Annotated in this window: 12 protein-coding genes; 7 read left to right on the top strand and 5 right to left on the bottom strand. The window is 61.0% G+C overall.

What is annotated here, in order from left to right; genetic code table 11:
• Positions 1–117 precede the first annotated feature (117 nt).
• Positions 118–663: an acyloxyacyl hydrolase gene (locus ACJRPG_RS18620; protein WP_408001595.1), complete on the bottom strand. Its 546-nt coding sequence runs from the start codon at positions 661–663 to the stop codon at positions 118–120.
• Positions 664–781: 118 nt separating this feature from the next.
• Between ACJRPG_RS18620 and ACJRPG_RS18615 the strand changes: the two genes are divergently transcribed.
• Positions 782–1690, top strand: a complete 909-nt coding sequence (locus ACJRPG_RS18615; protein ID WP_408001603.1) for an NAD(P)-dependent oxidoreductase — start codon at positions 782–784, stop codon at positions 1688–1690.
• Positions 1691–1693: 3 nt separating this feature from the next.
• On the opposite strand, the gene ACJRPG_RS18610 is transcribed toward ACJRPG_RS18615, so the two are convergent.
• Positions 1694–2896 (bottom strand): M20 aminoacylase family protein, encoded by a 1203-nt coding sequence (locus tag ACJRPG_RS18610; RefSeq protein ID WP_408001594.1) that lies wholly within the window; start codon positions 2894–2896, stop codon positions 1694–1696.
• A 127-nt stretch (positions 2897–3023) separates the two neighbouring features.
• Between ACJRPG_RS18610 and ACJRPG_RS18605 the strand changes: the two genes are divergently transcribed.
• From ACJRPG_RS18605 to ACJRPG_RS18590, 4 genes are all read left to right on the top strand, one after another.
• A complete protein-coding gene (locus ACJRPG_RS18605) occupies positions 3024–5099 on the top strand; it encodes a molybdopterin-containing oxidoreductase family protein (RefSeq protein ID WP_408001593.1) in 2076 nt (691 codons plus the stop codon).
• 75 nt (positions 5100–5174) lie between these two features.
• On the top strand, positions 5175–6239 hold the full coding sequence (locus ACJRPG_RS18600) for an aminopeptidase (RefSeq protein ID WP_408001592.1): 1065 nt from the start codon (positions 5175–5177) through the stop codon (positions 6237–6239).
• Positions 6240–6405: 166 nt separating this feature from the next.
• Positions 6406–8097, top strand: coding sequence for a long-chain-fatty-acid--CoA ligase (locus tag ACJRPG_RS18595; RefSeq protein WP_408001591.1), 1692 nt, complete (start codon positions 6406–6408; stop codon positions 8095–8097).
• An 81-nt stretch (positions 8098–8178) separates the two neighbouring features.
• On the top strand, positions 8179–9849 hold the full coding sequence (locus ACJRPG_RS18590; protein ID WP_408001590.1) for a long-chain fatty acid--CoA ligase: 1671 nt from the start codon (positions 8179–8181) through the stop codon (positions 9847–9849).
• Here ACJRPG_RS18590 and ACJRPG_RS18585 read toward each other — a convergent pair whose 3' ends face one another.
• Positions 9850–11400, bottom strand: coding sequence for an alkaline phosphatase D family protein (locus ACJRPG_RS18585; RefSeq protein WP_408001589.1), 1551 nt, complete (start codon positions 11398–11400; stop codon positions 9850–9852).
• A gap of 49 nt (positions 11401–11449) precedes the next feature.
• Positions 11450–11890: an acyl-CoA thioesterase gene (locus tag ACJRPG_RS18580; RefSeq protein WP_408001602.1), complete on the bottom strand. Its 441-nt coding sequence runs from the start codon at positions 11888–11890 to the stop codon at positions 11450–11452.
• Positions 11891–11946: 56 nt separating this feature from the next.
• On the opposite strand from ACJRPG_RS18580, the gene ACJRPG_RS18575 reads away from it, so the two are divergent.
• Positions 11947–13773, top strand: a complete 1827-nt coding sequence (locus ACJRPG_RS18575; protein ID WP_408001588.1) for an ABCB family ABC transporter ATP-binding protein/permease — start codon at positions 11947–11949, stop codon at positions 13771–13773.
• 221 nt (positions 13774–13994) lie between these two features.
• On the top strand, positions 13995–17081 hold the full coding sequence (locus tag ACJRPG_RS18570) for an AAA domain-containing protein (protein ID WP_408001587.1): 3087 nt from the start codon (positions 13995–13997) through the stop codon (positions 17079–17081).
• 43 nt (positions 17082–17124) lie between these two features.
• On the opposite strand, the gene ACJRPG_RS18565 is transcribed toward ACJRPG_RS18570, so the two are convergent.
• A complete protein-coding gene (locus ACJRPG_RS18565; protein WP_408001586.1) occupies positions 17125–18384 on the bottom strand; it encodes a dicarboxylate/amino acid:cation symporter in 1260 nt (419 codons plus the stop codon).
• Between the last annotated feature and the right edge of the window lie 84 nt (positions 18385–18468).

Here is an 18468-nt window from a genome sequence, read left to right as displayed (position 1 = left end):
GGTTATCGTCAGGCTGTTATACCGAAAAAGCCCACCAGTGATCTGGTGGGCTTTTTTACGTTTACGCGGCCGTAAAAAAAGCCCGCTTTCGCGGGCTTCGGGCTTCTCATCGGATTATCAGAAGCGGTAGGCCAGCTTCAGCACGCCGTAATCGACGCCGCTGTTCGGCTTCTTGATGCTGCCGTTCGAGAAGTGCTGCATCTTCAGTGCGACTTCCCAGTTCTTGTTGAACACATAGCCGACGCCGATGTGGTCGCCGAACTGGAAGGCCGTGGACAGGCCGTCGTCGTTGTTGTCATAGTGGTGGGACAGCAGGTGGGCGCCGATGCCGATTTCGGCGTAGAAGCCCAGCTTGTTCTTGTTCTCGTAGCGGAACACCGGCGTGAAGCCGATATCAACCAGGTGCATCTTCGCGCCCGGCACGTTTTTGTACTGCGTGCCTTCCCAGCGGCCGAAGCTGGCGTCCCAGTAGCCGGTCAGGTGACGGCCGTTGGAATCGAACCAGCTCCAGCTGTCTTTCCAGTCCTGGGTAGCGCCCACGCGCACCATGCGGATCTTGGAGCCGGTACCGAATTCGGTATACGCAGTGTCAACCAGGCCATCGGCCGCAAAGGCAGCATTCGCCGCCATCAAAGCGGCAACTGCCGCAATCATCTTCTTCATGTTTGTGCTTTCTCTCTAGATGCCAGACAGGCAATCGCTCAATTGTACCGGCGTTCGCAAATTCCGGCAGGGCGCAGTCAAATCGTTAAAATGTCTGCAATGTCCATTTGCTGGAGTCATCAAGGTGCCATTCTCGACAAAAATTGCCTTCCTCGGTATCGGCTTGATGGGAGACCCCATGGCGCGGCGCCTGCTGGCGGCCGGCTTTCCCTTGGCTGCATGGAACCGCACACAGGCAAAGGCTGAGCAGCTGGGCGCTGCCGGCGCGCGCATTGCTGTGTCGCCGGCTGATGCCGTGCGCGACGCGGATGTGGTGATCTCCATGCTGGAGGCCGGGCCGGTGGTGGCGGCGCTGATCGATGCCGCGCTGCCGGCAATGCAGCCCGGCGCGCTATGGATCGATATGAGCTCGACGCGCCAGTCCGAAGCGCAGGACTTCCATGCCCGGATCAGCGCCGCCGGCTGCCGCTTCCTCGATGCACCAGTCTCCGGCGGCGTTGGCGGCTCCCAGGCGGGCACGCTGGCGATCATGGCTGGCGGCAGCGCGCAGGATTTCGAAGCAGTGCGCCCGGTGTTCGAGGCGATGGGGCGGCCAACGCTGGTGGGCCCGGCAGGCAGCGGGCAAGTATCGAAACTGTGCAACCAGCTCATCGTGGGCGGCACCATTAACATCGTCGCGGAAGCGCTGCTGCTGGCGCAGGCGGCAGGTGCGGATGCGGCGGCGGTGAGAGCGGCCATCCGCGGCGGCTTTGCGGAGAGCCGCATTCTGGAAGTGCATGGCCAGCGCATGCTGGACCGGAACTTCATCCCAGGTGGCCAGGTAACGACGCAGCTCAAGGATATGCACAACATTCTCGCTGCCGCTGCGGCAGCAGGCGTGGCGCTTCCGGTAACGAGCCTCGTCACCGAGCGCTATGAATCGATCCGCGGCGATTATCCGATGGCGGACCACTCGGCAGCGCTGCTCGCGCTGGAAAAACTGAACCCGGGCCAGCGCGTCGGTGACGCGCCGGACCAGCTGCCATAAGCCTTACTTCGAGAGCGGCAGCGCCGCCTCCACCATGCGCACCCACAGGCTGGCGCCGATCGGCAGCAGGGCGTCGTTGAAGTCGTAGCTGGCGTTGTGCAGCACACAGGGGCCGAGGCCATGGCCATGATGGCGGTGGGCGCCGGTGCTGTCGCCGTTGCCGATGAAGATGTAGCAGCCCGGCTTCTCCTGCAGGAAGTAGGCGAAGTCCTCGGCGCCCATGGTCGGCTCGGTATTGGCATCGACGTTATCGGCTCCGACCAGGGAGCGCATTACGTCCACCGCGAAGGCGGTTTCCTTCTCGTGGTTCACCAGTGGCGGGTAGTTGCGCTTGAAGACGAAATCGACTTCCGCGCCGAAACCTGCGGCGAGGCTTTCGGCCAGCGCCTTCATGCGCGTTTCGATCAGGTCCAGCACTTCGGTGGTGAAGGTGCGCACCGTGCCGACCAGCTCCGCCTCGTCCGGAATGACATTGGTTGCGCTGCCGGCATGGATCTGTGTGATCGACAGCACGGCCGTATCCAGGGGGCTCTTGTTGCGCGTGATGATGGTCTGCCAGGCCTGTGCGATATGCACGGCAATCATCACTGGATCGATACCCTTGTGCGGCTGCGCCGCGTGCGCGCCCTTGCCCTTCACGGTAACGTGGAATTCATTGGAGGAGGCCATCATGGGGCCGGGGCACACGCCGAACTGGCCGGCGTCCATGCCGGGCCAGTTGTGCATGCCGTAGATGGCTTCCATCGGGAAGCGTTCGAACAGTCCATCCTGCATCATGCGCCGTGCGCCGCCGCCGCCTTCCTCGGCTGGCTGGAAGACGAGATAGACGGTGCCATCGAAATTGCGGTGCTGCGCCAGGTGCTTCGCCGCGCCCAGCAGCATGGCGGTGTGGCCGTCATGGCCGCAGGCATGCATTTTTCCGGTGTGGCGCGAAGCGTGCGGGAAGGTATTCACTTCCTGCATCGGCAGCGCGTCCATATCGGCGCGCAGGCCGATGGCGCGGCTCGATGTGCCGTTCTTGATGATGCCGACCAGGCCAGTGATGCCAAGGCCGCGCACCACGGGAATATCCCATTCGGCCAGCTTGGCGGCCACTACGTCCGAGGTGCGCTGCTCTTCGTAGCAGAGCTCGGGATGGGCGTGGATATCGCGCCGGATTTCCTGTAGCTCGGACTGAAACGCAATAATTGGTTCGACTAGTTTCATCTGCTTCTCCAATATTCTGTGCGCGCCCCCTCGTGAGGGGCGCCTGTCGGGACATTGTAGCTCCGCAACGGGCCGGCCGGGAATGGTTTACGATAAGGGTTTGCTGCAATCGTTATCCGGATTTCCCATGACTACCACCCAGGTTCGTGCCGCTTGCCCGCACGACTGCCCCGACACCTGCGCCATCCTCGTCACCGTCGAAAACGGCGTTGCCACCGAGATCAAAGGCGATCCAGACCATCCCACCACAGCTGGCGTGCTGTGCACCAAGGTTGCACGCTACGCGGAACGCACCTACTCCGCCGACCGCCTGCTGTATCCCATGAAGCGGGTAGGGAAAAAAGGCGAGGGCAAGTTCGAGCGCATCAGCTGGGACGAAGCGCTGGATACGATTGCCGCGCGCCTCAAGCCGCTGGCGCAAGAGCGCCCCGAAGCCATCCTGCCCTACAGCTATGCCGGCACCATGGGGCTGCTGCAGGGCGACTCGATGTCGTCCCGCTTCTTCCACCAGCTGGGGGCTTCGCTGCTGGATCGCACTATCTGCGCAACGGCGGGGGCGACAGGCTACAAGTACACCATTGGCGGCTCCATCGGCACCGATATGGAGCAGTTCCAGAATGCGAAGCTGATCCTGATCTGGGGCGGCAATCCCATCGCCTCCAACCTGCATTTCTGGATGCGCGCACAGGAAGCCAAGCGGCGCGGCGCGAAGCTGATTGCCATCGATCCTTACCGTTCGCTCACGGCCGAGAAATGCCACCAGCATATCGCGCTGATGCCTGGTACCGATTCCGCGCTGGCACTGGGCATGATGCACGTGCTGATCAAGGAAGAGCTGCTGGACCAGGACTATATCGGCAAGTACACGCTGGGCTTCGAACAGCTGCAACAGCGTGCGCTGGAATGGACGCCCGAGCGCACCGCCGAAGTATGCGGCATCAGCGTTGAAGAAGTGCTGGAGCTGGCGCGCGAATACGGCCGCACTGCCAAGGCGGGCGAACCGGTCGCCATCCGCGTCAACTACGGCGTGCAGCGCGTGCATGGCGGCGGCATGGCCGTGCGCAATATCGCCTGCCTGCCGGCCCTGGTCGGCGCCTGGCGCCACGCAGCAGGGGGCGTGCAGCTGTCCACCTCCGGCACTTTCCCGACCAACAAGCCCGCGCTGCAGCGCCCGGACCTGCTGAAGAAGATGCCGCGCACGATCAACATGACCACCATCGGCAACGACCTGCTGCGCGAGGCATCGCCGGAGTTCGGGCCGAAGGTGGAAGCCGTCATCGTCTACAACTCGAACCCGCTGGCCATCGCGCCCGATTCGCCCAAAGTAGCCGCCGGTTTCGCGCGCGAAGACCTGTTCACCGTGGTGCTCGAACACTTCCAGACCGACACCGCGGACTACGCCGATATCCTGCTGCCCGCCACCACGCAGCTGGAACACACGGACGTGCACCTCGCTTACGGCCATCTGTACATGATGGCAAACAATGCGGCGATTGCGCCGATGGGCGAAGCGAAACCGAACACCGAGATCTTCCGCCTGCTGGCCGCGCGCATGGGCCTCGATGACCCGATGTTCCGCGAAACCGATGACGAGATGGCAGCAAAGGCCTTCCGCAAGGATGACGAACGTGCCATCCATTTCGACTGGGAGTCGCTGAAGCTGAAGGGCTGGCAGAAGCTGAACATGCCCGATGCGCCCTTTGCATGCGGCAATTTCCCCACACCCTCAGGAAAATGTGAGTTCTTTTCAGCCACCATGCAGGCGGATGGGCTGGACCCGCTGCCAACCTACGTGCCGAACTACGAATCTCGCGCATCTGCCCCGGATCTCGCGGCAAAGTACCCCCTTGCGATGATATCTCCGCCGCAGCGCAACTTCCTCAACTCCACCTTTGTCAACGTGCAAAGCTTGCGAAACACGGAAGGCGAACCCCACCTCGACATGCATCCTGACGATGCGGCAACACGTGGCGTGATCCACGGCGATATGGTCCGCATCTTCAACGATCGCGGTTCCTTCGTGTGCAAGGCGCGCGTGACGGACAAGGCCCGCAAAGGCCTGGTCGTTGGCCTTTCGATATGGTGGAAGAAGCTCGCCCGCGATGGCAAGAACGCCAATGAAGTCACCAGCCAGCGCCTGACCGACATGGGACGCGCGCCAACGTTTTACGATACACTCGTTCAGGTGGAGAAAGCAGTTTGAAGGTGAGTTATGCGCAAGATTGTCCCTTTGAAAATAAGGGCCAGATATCTTCTGGCAGCGGGCACTTGCGCGCTGATGCTGGCAGGTTGTGCACAATTCAAGTATTACTTCCAGGCCGCCCAGGGCCAGTACTCGCTGTGGTCCGACACCCGTCCCATTGACGACTGGCTGGGCGATCCGGCCACCGATCCCAAGCTGAAGGCGCGCCTGGAAAAGGCGCGCATGATCCGCCGCTTCGCGGTCAAGGAACTTGGCCTTCCCGACAACGCCAGCTACAAGAACTACGCTGCGCTCAACCGTCCTTTCGTGCTGTGGAATGTGGTGGCCACGCCCGAGCTGTCGCTGCGTCCGATCCAGTGGTGCTTCCCGATCGCGGGCTGCGTGAGCTACAAGGGCTACTACAACAAGGACGATGCCAGCGCCTTCGCCGACGAACTGCGCGCCGAGGGCAACGACGTGCAGATGGGCGGCGTGCCCGCCTACTCAACCCTGGGCTGGTTCAGCGATCCGCTGCTGTCCACCTTCATCAATTATTCCGATGCCGAACTGGCGCGCATGGTGTTCCATGAGCTGGCGCACCAGGTGGCCTATGTGCAGGGCGATTCGCGCTTCAATGAGGCCTTTGCCACCTCGGTGGAAGAAGCCGGCGTACAGCGCTGGCTGGAAGTGTATGGCGACGAGAAGATGCGCGAAGCCTATGCGCGCTACAGCGCCCGCCGCCAGGACTTCCTGGCGCTGCTGGTCAAGCACCGCCAGCTGCTGTCGGACCTCTATGCGAGCAAGCAAAGCACGAAACGCAAGCGCGAAGGCAAGGCGCGCATCTTCGCGCAGCTGCAGGCCGAATACCAGCAGCTCAAAGTGAGCTGGGGCGGCTATGCGGGCTATGACCGCTTCTTCGCGGAGAAGCTCACCAATGCCCACCTGGCTTCCGTGGCCACCTATAACGACCTGCTGCCGGGCTTCCGCGCCCTGCTGGCGCAGCAAAAAGACTTCCGGCATTTCTATGCTGCGGTGCAAAGCATGAGCAATCTGCCTTCGGTGGAACGCCATGAGCGCCTTCATCAACTGGCGCGGCTCGCGCCGCCTCCCGCCGAAACCACCCTCGCCGAGAAACGCAGCGAGTCCCTCGGCGCACAGTAATGTTGCGTCGCAGCAGAAAAAGCTGCGCGAACAGACATTCCAAATTATCAAAAGCGCTTGCATACTGGACTGCCTGCCGATAGCATCTTAATTTGCAGATAGCACGAGCGTTCGTTTATTTGGCGAATGGCGCGATCACAACGATAATTCGAGACACGAGGCACAGATGGATAAAATTTGGCTGAAGTCCTACCCCCCTGGCGTTCCAGCGGAGATCGACACTAACCAATACCGCTCGCTGGTTCATCTGCTGGAGGAATCGTTCCAGAAATATGCAGACCGCAATGCCTTCGTCTGCATGGACAAATTCCTCACCTACGGCGAGCTGGATACCTATTCGAAGCGTATCGGGGCCTGGCTGCAAAGCCGCGGCATGAAGCCGGGCGCGCGCGTGGCCGTGATGATGCCGAACGTGCTGCAGTACCCGGTGGCGATTGCGGCGATCCTGCGCGCGGGCTACACCGTGGTCAATGTGAATCCGCTGTACACGCCGCGCGAACTGGAACACCAGCTGGTGGACTCCGGCGCGGAAGCCATCATCATTCTCGAAAACTTTGCCACCACGCTGGAGCAGGTGCTGCCGCGCACGCCGGTCAGGCACATCATCGTGGCCAGCATGGGCGAGATGCTGGGCGGCGCCAAGGGCATCATCGTCAACCTGGTGGTGCGCCATGTGAAGAAGATGGTGCCGGCCTACTCGTTGCCGAATGCCGTGCGTTTCAAGGAGGCGCTGGGCCATGCTGCCGGCATGAAGCTCACGCCGGTGGAACTGAAGCATGACGACGTGGCCTTCCTGCAGTACACGGGCGGCACTACTGGCGTCTCGAAAGGCGCCACGCTCACGCACAAGAACATCATCGCCAACCTGCTGCAGTCGGAAGCCTGGGCGATTCCGGGGCTCGGCGCCGTGGAAGGGCAGATCTCCATCGTCTGCGCGCTGCCGCTGTATCACATCTTCGCGCTGACGGCCTGCGCGATGTGGGGCATGCGGGTGGGCGCGCTGAATATCCTGATCCCGAATCCGCGCGATATCAGCGGCTTTATCCGCGAGCTGGGCAAGTACAAGTTCAATATGCTGCCTGCCGTGAACACGCTGTATAACGCGCTGGTGAACCATCCGGACTTCGCCCACCTCGACTTCTCGCAGCTGAAGATCTGCAATGGCGGCGGCATGGCCGTCCAGCAGGCTGTGAACGACAAGTGGCTGAAGGCGACCGGCGTGGCGATTATCGAGGGCTATGGGCTGTCCGAGACCTCGCCGGTGGCCACCTGCAACCGCGCCGACAACAAGGGCTTCACCGGCACCATCGGCCTGCCGGTGCCGTCGACCGATATCGCCATCCTCGATGACGAAGGCAAGGAAGTGGAACTGGGCCAGCCGGGCGAGATCGCGATCCGCGGCCCGCAGGTGATGGCGGGCTATTGGAACCGCCCGGACGAAACGGCCAAGGTCATGACGGCCGACGGCTACTTCAAGTCGGGCGATGTGGGCGTGATGGATGCCGCAGGCTTCGTGAAGATTGTGGACCGCAAGAAGGATATGATTCTGGTATCCGGCTTCAACGTCTATCCGAACGAACTGGAAGCGGTGATTGCCGCGCATCCGGGCGTGCTGGAATGCGCCTGCATCGGCGTGCCGGACGAGCACTCCGGCGAGGCGGTAAAGGTCTTCGTCGTGCGCAAGGACCCGAACCTGACGCAGGATGTGCTGATGGCCTACTGCAAAGAGAACCTGACTGGCTACAAGAAGCCGAAATATATCGAGTTCCGCGACGAACTCCCGAAAACGAATGTGGGCAAGATCCTGCGCCGCGTATTGCGCGACGAGATCAAGCCGGACGACAAGAAGGCCGCATAAACCGCGCGGCCGCCAGGCAAGCCGCCTGCCGGTCAGGCGGCTTTTTTTGCGTGGCATTGATATGAAAGACGAGGCAAGAAGATGGAAAAAATCTGGTTGAAATCCTATCCCGAAGGCGTTCCCGCGGAGATCGACAGCACGCAGTACCGCTCCGTAACGCACCTGCTGGAGGAATCGTTCCGGAAGTACGCCGACAAGAAGGCCTACGTCTGCATGGACAAGTTCCTCACTTTCGGTGAAGTCGACCAGATGTCGCAGAAGTTCGGCGCCTGGCTGCAGGGCAAGGGGCTGCAGCAGGGCGCGCGCGTGGCCATCATGCTGCCGAACGTGCTGCAGTATCCGGTGGCGATGGCGGGCGTGCTGCGCGCAGGCTACACGGTGGTGAACGTGAATCCGCTGTACACGCCGCGCGAGCTGGAACACCAGCTGAAGGACTCCGGCGCCGAAGCCATTATCGTGCTGGAGAACTTCGCACATACGGTGCAGGAAGTGGTCGCCAACACGCCGGTCAAGCACCTGATTGTGGCCACCATGGGCGACCTGCTGGGCACCCTCAAGGGCGCCATCGTCAACCTCGTGGTGCGCAAGGTGAAGAAGATGGTGCCGGCCTTCTCGCTGCCTGGTTCGGTATCCTTCAAGCAGGTGCTGGCCGAAGGCGGCCGCCTCACGCTGAACCCCGTGAAGCTGAATCACGACGATATCGCCTTCCTGCAGTACACGGGCGGCACCACCGGTGTCTCCAAGGGCGCGGTGCTGCTGCACAAGAACGTGATCGCCAATGTGCTGCAGAACGAAGCCTGGCTGCATATGGCGCCGCAGGAGGAGCAGGTGGTGTTCGTGTGCGCGCTGCCGCTGTACCACATCTATTCGCTGACCATCAGCGCTTTCATGGGCATGCGCCTGGGCGGCCTGAATGTGCTGATTCCGAATCCGCGCGATATTCCGGGCTTCATCAAGGAGCTGGCGAAGTACCGCGTAACCGTGTTCCCGGCGGTGAACACGCTGTATAACGCGCTGCTGAACAATCCTGAATTCGCCAAGCTGGACTTCTCCAGCTACAAGGTCTGCAACGGCGGCGGCATGGCCGTGCAGCAGGCGGTGGCGGACAAGTGGCTGAAGATTACCGGCACGCCGATCATCGAAGGCTACGGCTTGTCCGAAACCTCGCCGGTGGCCACGGCGAACCGCGTGGATATCCGCGAGTTCACCGGCACCATCGGCCTGCCGATTCCATCGACCGAAGTGCGCATCCTGGACGACGACGGCAATGAAGTGCCGCTCGGCACTGCCGGTGAAATCGCCATCCGCGGCCCGCAGGTGATGGCGGGTTACTGGAACCGTCCGGAAGAAACCGCGAAGTCGATGACGCCGGATGGCTTTTTCAAGACCGGCGACGTGGGCATCATGGACGAACGCGGCTACACGAAGATTGTGGACCGCAAGAAGGACATGATCATCGTATCCGGCTTCAATGTGTATCCGAACGAAGTGGAAGGCGTGGTGGCCGGCCATCCAGGCGTACTGGAAGTGGCCTGCATCGGCGTGCCGGACAAGAACTCCGGCGAGGCCGTGAAGCTGTTCGTGGTGCGCAAGGACCCGAACCTCACCGCCGAGCAGCTGATGGACTTCTGCAAGCACGAGCTTACGGCCTACAAGAAGCCCAAGTACATCGAGTTCCGCGACGACCTGCCGAAGACCAATGTCGGCAAGATTCTGCGCCGCCAGCTGCGCGACGAGAAGCAGGGCGCCTGATCAGCCCCCGGCCAGTCCCGGCCGTCCCGATCTCACATCGAAGGAGGCCAGCGTGCGTATGCCGCTGGCCTTTTCCCTTACATTGTCCAGTCCCTGGAACAGGGCCGTGGTCCGTTCCGGGCGCACATCCAGCAGCATGAAGCCGCGTTTATCGCTGCGGCCGTACTTGATGTGGGGGTTCATCTTCACATACTCCTCGGTGCGCGCCTGCGGGCGCGAACCGGAAGTGATGGAAGTGCCGCAGAATTCGGTGGCGATGACGGGGTTGCTGCGCGACTGCTGCACGGTAGGGCGCTGGCTCAGCTCCGCCGCATAGAAGGTATGCACGTCGCCGGACAGCACCAGCGGATTGGAGGCACGGCTGCTGCGCAAGGCATCCAGCAGGCGCTGGCGCGCAGCCGGATAGCCGTCCCAGCCATCGGTCCAGAAACGGCCATCGCCGGCCTGATGGATCGGCACCTGCGAGGACTGCGCCATCAGCGTTTGCTGCGCCAGGATATTCCAGCGGGCGCGCGAACCTTCCAGCCCTTCTTTCAGCCAGCGCTCCTGCGGCATGCCGAGCATGGTGCGGCGCTGGTCCGCCAGCACGGCGCAGGCATTCCGGTAGACGGAGGAAGAACCGCCACGGCCCGGCCGCGGACAGGCCTGCGGTGAGCGGTACTGGCGGTTATCCAGCACATGGAAGCGTGCCAGCCTGCCCCAGTCGTAGCGTTCGTAGATGCGCGCGTCGGCAAAGCCGCTGGCTTGGGCCAGCCGCACCGGCTGGTGTTCATACCAGGCCTGGTAGGCGGCTGCACGCCGTTCGGGGAAGCTGCCCGACAGCAGTTCGTCGCGCAGGCCCCCGTAGTCGTTGGCGACTTCGTGATCGTCCCACGTCAATATCCAGGGCGCGGCGTGGTGCGAGGCCTGCAGGTCGGGATCGGTCTTGTAGTGCGCATAGCGGGCGCGGTACTCGGCCAGCGTGAAGCTCTCGTTGCGGCGCACTGCACGCGCGGGGTGTTCAAGGCTATAGGCGCCCCATTCGTAGATATAGTCGCCGAGGAAGGCTACCAGGTCCGGCGTGGCAGCGGCTATATGGCGGTGCGCCGCGTAGTAGCCGAATTCCCAGTGCTGGCAGGACGCCACGGCCAGCTTGAGCGCATCCGGCATTTCGCCCGGCGCGGGCGCCGTGCGCGTGCGGCCCACGGGGCTCACCGCATCGTCCAGCATGAAGCGGTACCAGTACCAGCGCCCGGCCTTCAGCCCTTTCACATCGATATGAAGGCTGTGCGCGAGCGCCGGCAGGGCCGCAGCCGAACCTTGCGCGGCAATGCGGCGGAAAGCTTCGTCCTCGGCCAGCTCCCACCGTACATTGAAAGCCGCCTGCGGCATTGCCGCCGCGTTCAGGGGATCATAGAGGATGCGCGTCCACAGCACCACCGAATCGGGCAGCGGCGAACCGGAAGCAACGCCAAGGCTGAAGGGATAGCGGCCATTGCCCGGCGGCGCGGCGCGCACGGGCAGCACCAGGCCGGAACTCAGCGCGGCAAGCAGCAGGCTGCGGCGCTGCATGTATCTACAGGTTGGGGCGGAAAGGGCTCATGCAGCGATTGTCGGCCGATCAGGTGTGCAGCAGCGATTCGATAGGCGGCACAGGGCGTGGCTTGCGGTCGGGGCCAGTGGCCACATAGGTCAGTGTGGCTTCGGTGACTTTCACAATATCGGCCTGCAGGCGGTTGCGCTCTGCATAAACTTCCACCTGCACGGTGATGGACGTATTGCCGACCTTGACGATGTCGGCGTAGAAGGACAGCAGGTCGCCCACGAAGACCGGATTCTTGAACACAAAGGAATTCACCGCGATGGTGGCAACGCGGCCATTGGCGCGGCGCGTGGCAGGCAGCGAACCGGCGATGTCCACCTGCGACATGATCCAGCCGCCGAAGACGTCGCCGTACACATTGGCGTCCGCCGGGGCGGGCATCACGCGCAGCTCCGGCATTTTTCCGGGCGGCAGGCCGGTGTTGGCGTTAGCAATGGGCGTGTTGTCGGGCGTGGTCATCATGAAATCTCTTGAAGGGCTACAATGGGGCAAATTGTAACTGCTATCCCGACTCCATGCGCCGCTCTGCCTACTCAGCCGCCCCGCCAGACCAGGCGCCGGGCGGTGGCGATATCGCCACCCTGAAAACCCTGCTGCCCTATCTGTGGGTGTATAAATGGCGCGTGATCGCCGCCATGCTGGCGCTGGTGGGCGCCAAGATGGCCAATGTCGGCGTGCCGGTGGTGCTCAAGCACCTGGTCGATGACATGACCATCAGCCCCGGCGACCCGCGCATGGTACTGGTGCTGCCAGTGGCCATGCTGGTCGCCTACGGCGCGCTGCGGCTGTCCACCACGGTGTTCACCGAGCTGCGCGAATTCCTGTTTGCGCGCGTCACGCAGCGCGCGGTTCGCACCATCGCGCTGAAAGTGTTCCGCCACCTGCATTCGCTGTCCCTGCGCTTCCACCTGAACCGCCAGACCGGCGGCATGACGCGCGATATCGAGCGCGGCACCCGCGGCGTGGGCTCGCTGATCTCCTATACGCTGTTCAATATCCTCCCTACGCTGGTCGAAATTACGCTGGTGCTGGGCTATCTGGTAACGCACTACGACATCTGGTTCTCCGTCATCACCTTTTCGGCACTGGTGCTGTACATCACCTTCACCGTGGTGGTAACGAACTGGCGCACGCACTTCCGCCGCACCATGAACGACCTCGATTCGAAGGCCAACACCAAGGCCATCGATTCGCTGCTCAACTACGAGACGGTGAAATACTTCGGCAACGAGGAGTACGAGGCAAAGCGCTACGACGAAGGCCTGCAGCGGTTCGAAAACGCAGCCGTGAAGTCGCAAACCTCGCTGTCGCTGCTCAACACCGGCCAGTCGGCCATCATCGCCACGGCTGTAACGCTGATCCTGTGGCGCGCTGCGCAGGGCGTGATTGATGGCTCCATGACGCTGGGCGACCTGGTGCTGGTAAATGCCTTCATGATCCAGCTATACATCCCGCTGAACTTCCTCGGTGTGATCTATCGCGAAATCAAGCAAAGCCTGGCCGATATGGAGCGCCTGTTCTCGCTGCTGGACCAGAACCGCGAAGTGGCCGATGCGCCGGATGCACGTCCGCTGCTCACGCATGGCGCGCAGGTAAAGTTCTCGCATGTGGATTTCAGCTACGAGTCCAAGCGCCAGATCCTGTTCGATGTGGACTTCACGATTGCCGCCGGCACTACCACGGCCGTGGTGGGGCACAGCGGCTCCGGCAAGTCCACGCTGTCACGCCTGCTGTTCCGCTTCTACGAGGTGAACGGCGGCAGCATCACCATCGACGGCCAGGACCTGCGCTCCATCACGCAGGATTCGCTGCGCCACGCAATTGGCATCGTGCCGCAGGATACGGTGCTGTTCAACGACACCATCGAATACAACATCGCCTACGGCAAGCCGGGCGCCACCAAGGAGGAGATTGTGGCAGCTGCGCGCGCAGCCTCGATCCATGATTTCATCGAGAGCCTGCCGGACGGCTACCAGTCGATGGTAGGGGAGCGCGGACTGAAACTGTCAGGTGGTGAGAAGCAGCGGGTGGCGATTGCCCGCACCTTGCTGAAGAATCCCGCGATCCTGATTTTTGACGAGGCCACGTCGGCGCTGGATTCGAAATCCGAGCAGGCGATCCAGGCGCAGTTGAAAGAGATTGCACGCGACCGCACGACGATGGTGATCGCGCACCGGCTCTCGACCGTGGCGGACGCGCACCAGATCCTGGTGCTGGACCACGGCCGCATCGTGGAACGCGGCACCCATCAGGATCTGCTGGCGGCGCATGGGCTTTATGCGCAAATGTGGGAGCGCCAGCAAGCGCGCCGGGAAGATAATGTCGTGGATGAGGCAGCATAACTGCGCCCCGACTATCGTTAGGATAGTTGGCTTAATCAGGATTAATACCTGGCAATAATGATGAGTGGAATGGTAAAGTTTGCGCTACTTTACATGGGATTGAAATGTCCTCCTTGCACTCAAATACTCTGCGATATTGGCTTGAGGTAGAAGCGTTAACTTATCCCGAAATACCGAAGCCTGGCAGGCGCCCATCTTATATTCTCGGCTATGGCGAAGCTATGCCGTGGCAACCCCCATGCCAGCCTGACACGCATAAGTATTTTGTTTATTTCGGCCTTGTGCAGAAAAACGTGCTCGAGGCCGAACTGTACGATCTGTTCAAAACGCGGGCGGAAGCAAACCCCGGTGGTACGCAAGAGCGGAAGAAGACGGGAAAAACTTTTTTATGTGCCATCGAGGTGAACGGGTATGGCGTGCCAATTGCCGCCACACTTCAGTTAGCAGCGTATGCGGTTGCATTCGCTCAGAAAAAAGGTACACGCGACATTAGCCATGCCGGTGTGCTGGCGCGCCTGCAGGACAAGATCAGAAACATCGAATCGGACGCTACTTCCAGGCTGGCGGACTCAAAATGGTTCGAGGAAGTTATTGAGTTCCTGATGGACGAGCTGGATTGGCAACCGCGTGAGCTGATGGCCCGCGAACAGATCTGCGTGCATCGTGTCGCACTGCTTACAGGCACCGGTAAGCCTTTGCGCAAGCCGCCCGAATTGGAACCGATTAATTCTTTCTACCTGAGCGATCTTCAACTATTAAGTGCGAAAGCGGCTTCGGGAACTGTACCGAAGCAGGTCACTGCATATCTCGCTGGTGAGAGAAACGACAAGGCGCGGGTAATTCTCAGTCAGTTCGATGCTCTCAATAGCAAGTTGCAGGCTGATCAGTTTCCCTTGGGCCGGTGGCCCAGCAGATTCCCTTTGTTCCTGATGCAGCAGGTTGCGGTGAACACTGCGCTTGAAGAGCTGGCCGTTGAAGGGATATTCTCGGTAAACGGGCCGCCGGGAACAGGCAAGACAACGTTACTGATGGACGTTATAGCCGCCCGCATCGTTGATCGCGCGATGGTCCTGCTAACGTTTGAGAATCCAGAGCACGCCTTCAAAAAAAGCCCGGCCACAATAAGCTACCCCGCCAATAAGGCCGGAGAGATCCGCTCAGGTCCTTGCTTCTTTTTGGACGAACGGCTGCTCGATTGTGGCATCGTTGTGGCCAGCGCTAACAACAAGGCCGTCGAAAATATCACGCTCGACTTGCCCAACCTGGAAAAGGTCTTCCCTCATCCCTTGTCCTTGGACGGTGAGGATTTCGATTATTTCGCTTCAACGGCTGAAGCAATTCTTAATACGAAGGCGGATGCGAAGCCGCAAGCCGACTCCGCCGATGATGTACCGGAGCCCGGCGAGGCTGAAGTCGAGGATGTGGAAGGCGTTCGCTGCTGGGGACTGATTTCCGCGGCGTTGGGCAGTAAGAAGAATCGCAGCAGGGTGGCCAGCCAACTGGGAGCATTCAGCGAATTTGGTATTCAGAAGGCGCTGCAGCAGATTGAACCTTCCAGATTAAGTTGGCCCGAAGCCAAGGCGCGCTTCAAGTCTGCGGTTGACGGAGTTTTGGCTATCCGTCAGGCGATACGTGAATTCGACAGGCTGCTGGCCGCGTTGAAAGGTACGCGACAGCAGTTATTCCTTGCAGTTGCTGAATTGAGACGGCAGGAAGAAGAGCTCCAGGCAAGCACCGGCAGCCTTCATGAGGTGCTGGCCAATGTGGGCGATATTGAGGCAAGCCTGACGCGCAATCTCGCGGAACGAAAGCAATATAACGATGATTGGGCTTGGTGGCGCGTACTGTGGGCTCGTATATTCAATCCTGGCCTGCATGCCGAATTCACGGCGCGGCGGCAGGAGCTGCAGGACGAGTACGCGGAATTGAGGGAAAACCGATCTGAGCTGAAGCGTTCTGCCAGCGCACTGCAGGCAAGCGTGGATAAACTGTCAGGCGCAGTAGCGCGGATGCAAACAACAGTGTCTGCCCACGAAAAGGAGATAACGCAGACCGAAGGGCAGCTTTCCGGACTGGGCGCACAGCTGGGCAGTGCCGCTTTCGATCCTTCTGAATTCGCAGCGTGGCCGGTGGAGCGGCAACAGAAATTCCTCCCGCGCAGTAACGAGACATATCATCAGGCGCGCGCCGATGTCTTTGTCGCAGCGATGGCCTTGCATCAAGCATTCATGAAGCATGCCGGAAAACCTTTCGAAACGAATTTCCGCCTGGCCCTATCCATGTTGACAGGTGATGCCCACATCCAAAACCATCTTCCCGATATGTCGCGGCATCTGTGGAATACGTTCTTCCTGGTCGTTCCCGTCGTGTCCAGCACTTTCGCATCAGTTTCGCGCTGCTTCAGTCATGTGGGCGAGGGGGAAATCGGCCTTCTGCTGGTCGATGAAGCGGGGCAGGCTGTTCCCTCCCATGCGCTTGGGGCGATATGGCGATCGCGGCGGGCCCTGATCGTTGGCGATCCTTTGCAGGTAGAGCCAGTCATAAATATGGATGTGAAACTGGATTTTGAGATTATGAAGTACCACGGTGCGTCGGAAGAGCACCTGTTGACACGGCATTCGGCACAACACCTGGCAGACCGGGCAAATGGCTATGGAGCATACGTTACCCAATACGATGGTTCCAGGCTTTGGGTCGGCTCGCCTCTGCGCGTGCATCGCCGTTGCGCCGCACCGATGTTTGGCATCTCCAACGCAATCGCGTATAACGGCCAGATGGTATTCGGGCCAGAACCGGAAGAGGAACAGCGTGCCACGATTGAACGTCCGCTATTGGGTCCTTCGCGTTGGGTTGACATCGTTGCCGACGATTTTGAGGATCATTTTAGCCAGCAAGAAGGACGTGCTGCGCTTGAATTCGTTCTTGAATACCGCCGGCTAGGACTGTGCAACAAGAAGGATGGACTGCCAGACCTTTACGTGATCTCTCCATTCAAGTCGGTAGCAACGGATATGAAAGCATTGCTGCGTGAGCAAACGGAAAAATGGGCCGATGGCATCGATGAAGAAGTCGTCGGCGCGTGGCTGCAGTCACATGTGGGCACAGTGCATACCTTCCAGGGGAAGGAATGCGAGTCGGTGGTCTTCCTTTTGGGCGGAAAATCGCCGGGAGCGAGGAACTGGGCCGGCGCGAAGCCGAACATTATCAATGTTGCCGTGACACGGGCGAAACGCCGGTTGTATGTGGTGGGTAACAAGCAAGCATGGGCACAGACCACCTTTGGCGCCGTACTGGCCGCACGAGTTTAAGCAAGGGACAGGTAAGACAAAGGCTCCCGAGGGAGCCTTTGTCTTAGGTCAGCGGCGCTTCCGCGGGCTCTTTCTGCCCCGGCGTTGTGAGTTCGCCCTCCCACTTCGCCACCACGGCGGTAGCGATGCCGTTGCCGATCACGTTGGTGGCCGAACGTGCCATGTCGAGGAAGTGGTCGATGCCCAGCAGCAGAACCAGGCCTGCCTCGGGGATATTGAACTGCGACAGCGTTGCAGCAATCACCACCAGCGAGGCGCGCGGCACGCCGGCCATGCCCTTGGAGGTCAGCATCAGCACGGCCATCATCGTCATCTGGGTGCCCAGCGACATCTCGATGCCGTAAGCCTGCGCGATGAACACGGCGGCGAAGGTGCAATACATCATCGATCCGTCGAGGTTGAAGGAATAACCGATCGGCAGCACGAAGGCGGCAATACGGTTACGCACGCCGAAGCGCTCCAGGCCTTCCAGCGTTTTCGGGAATGCCGCTTCGCTCGATGCGGTGGAGAAGGCCAGCAGCGATGGGCCGCGCAGTTCCTTGATCAGCGCCATCACGCGGCGGCCGAGGAAGAGGAAGCCCACGCCGATCAGCAGGGCCCACAGCAGCGCGATACCGAAGTAGAACTCGGCCATGAACACGCCGTAAGTGGACAGCACACCGAGGCCGCTTTTCGCGATGGTGCCCGACACCGCCGCAAACACGGCGAACGGCGCGAACTTCATTACGTAGCCGGTCACTTTCAGCATCACGTGGGCCACGCCGTCGATCGCCTCGATCATCGGTTCGGCCTTCTTGCCGACGGCTGCAGCGCCCAGGCCGAAGAACAGCGAGAACACCACGATCTGCAGGATCTCGTTCTTCGCCATGCCGTCCACAATGGAAGACGGGATCAGGTGGGTAACGAAGTCTTTCAGCGTCAGGCTGCTGGTGGCGAGGCCGGAAGCGGCTGCGGTGGTGGGCAGGTGGCCCAGCAGCGCATCGCCCGGACGGAACAGGTTCACCAGCACCAGGCCCAGGGCCAGCGAGATCACGGAAGCGATGAAGAACCAGCCCAGCGTTTTGGCGCCCACGCGGCCCACGTCGCCGGCGTCGCCCATGCGGGCAATGCCAACCACCAGCGTGGAGAACACCAGCGGCGCGATGATCATCTTGATCAGGCGCAGGAACATCGTCGTGATCAGCGACATCGTGTCCGCATAACTGGCCGGGGTGGCCATCGAGGCGTTAATAAAGTAGCCTACGAGGATACCGAGGGCGAGACCAACCAGGATATAGGTGGTCAGGCGGTTTTTCTTTTCCATGTGCGGAGATCTCCAGATTGTGTTCCGTCGTGGTGCGGCGGGACCAAGTTTGCCGGTAGAATGTTGAATTATTAGGCAATTAAC

Origin of the sequence: Pseudoduganella rhizocola, assembly GCF_045984285.3 — a bacterium.
Lineage (GTDB): Bacteria > Pseudomonadota > Gammaproteobacteria > Burkholderiales > Burkholderiaceae_D > Rugamonas.
Note: the sequence above shows the minus strand (reverse complement) of the source record. Positions and strands in the feature narration are given on the sequence as shown.

Coding starts and splice junctions, on each gene's coding strand:
- ACJRPG_RS18600 (WP_408001592.1), top strand. CDS start 5,175: ATGCTGGCAGGTTGTGCACAATTCAAGTATTACTTCCAGGCCGCCCAG.
- ACJRPG_RS18610 (WP_408001594.1), bottom strand. CDS start 2,896: ATGAAACTAGTCGAACCAATTATTGCGTTTCAGTCCGAGCTACAGGAA.
- ACJRPG_RS18575 (WP_408001588.1), top strand. CDS start 11,947: ATGCGCCGCTCTGCCTACTCAGCCGCCCCGCCAGACCAGGCGCCGGGC.
- ACJRPG_RS18605 (WP_408001593.1), top strand. CDS start 3,024: ATGACTACCACCCAGGTTCGTGCCGCTTGCCCGCACGACTGCCCCGAC.
- ACJRPG_RS18590 (WP_408001590.1), top strand. CDS start 8,179: ATGGAAAAAATCTGGTTGAAATCCTATCCCGAAGGCGTTCCCGCGGAG.
- ACJRPG_RS18580 (WP_408001602.1), bottom strand. CDS start 11,890: ATGACCACGCCCGACAACACGCCCATTGCTAACGCCAACACCGGCCTG.
- ACJRPG_RS18585 (WP_408001589.1), bottom strand. CDS start 11,400: ATGCAGCGCCGCAGCCTGCTGCTTGCCGCGCTGAGTTCCGGCCTGGTG.
- ACJRPG_RS18620 (WP_408001595.1), bottom strand. CDS start 663: ATGAAGAAGATGATTGCGGCAGTTGCCGCTTTGATGGCGGCGAATGCT.
- ACJRPG_RS18595 (WP_408001591.1), top strand. CDS start 6,406: ATGGATAAAATTTGGCTGAAGTCCTACCCCCCTGGCGTTCCAGCGGAG.
- ACJRPG_RS18570 (WP_408001587.1), top strand. CDS start 13,995: ATGCCGTGGCAACCCCCATGCCAGCCTGACACGCATAAGTATTTTGTT.
- ACJRPG_RS18565 (WP_408001586.1), bottom strand. CDS start 18,384: ATGGAAAAGAAAAACCGCCTGACCACCTATATCCTGGTTGGTCTCGCC.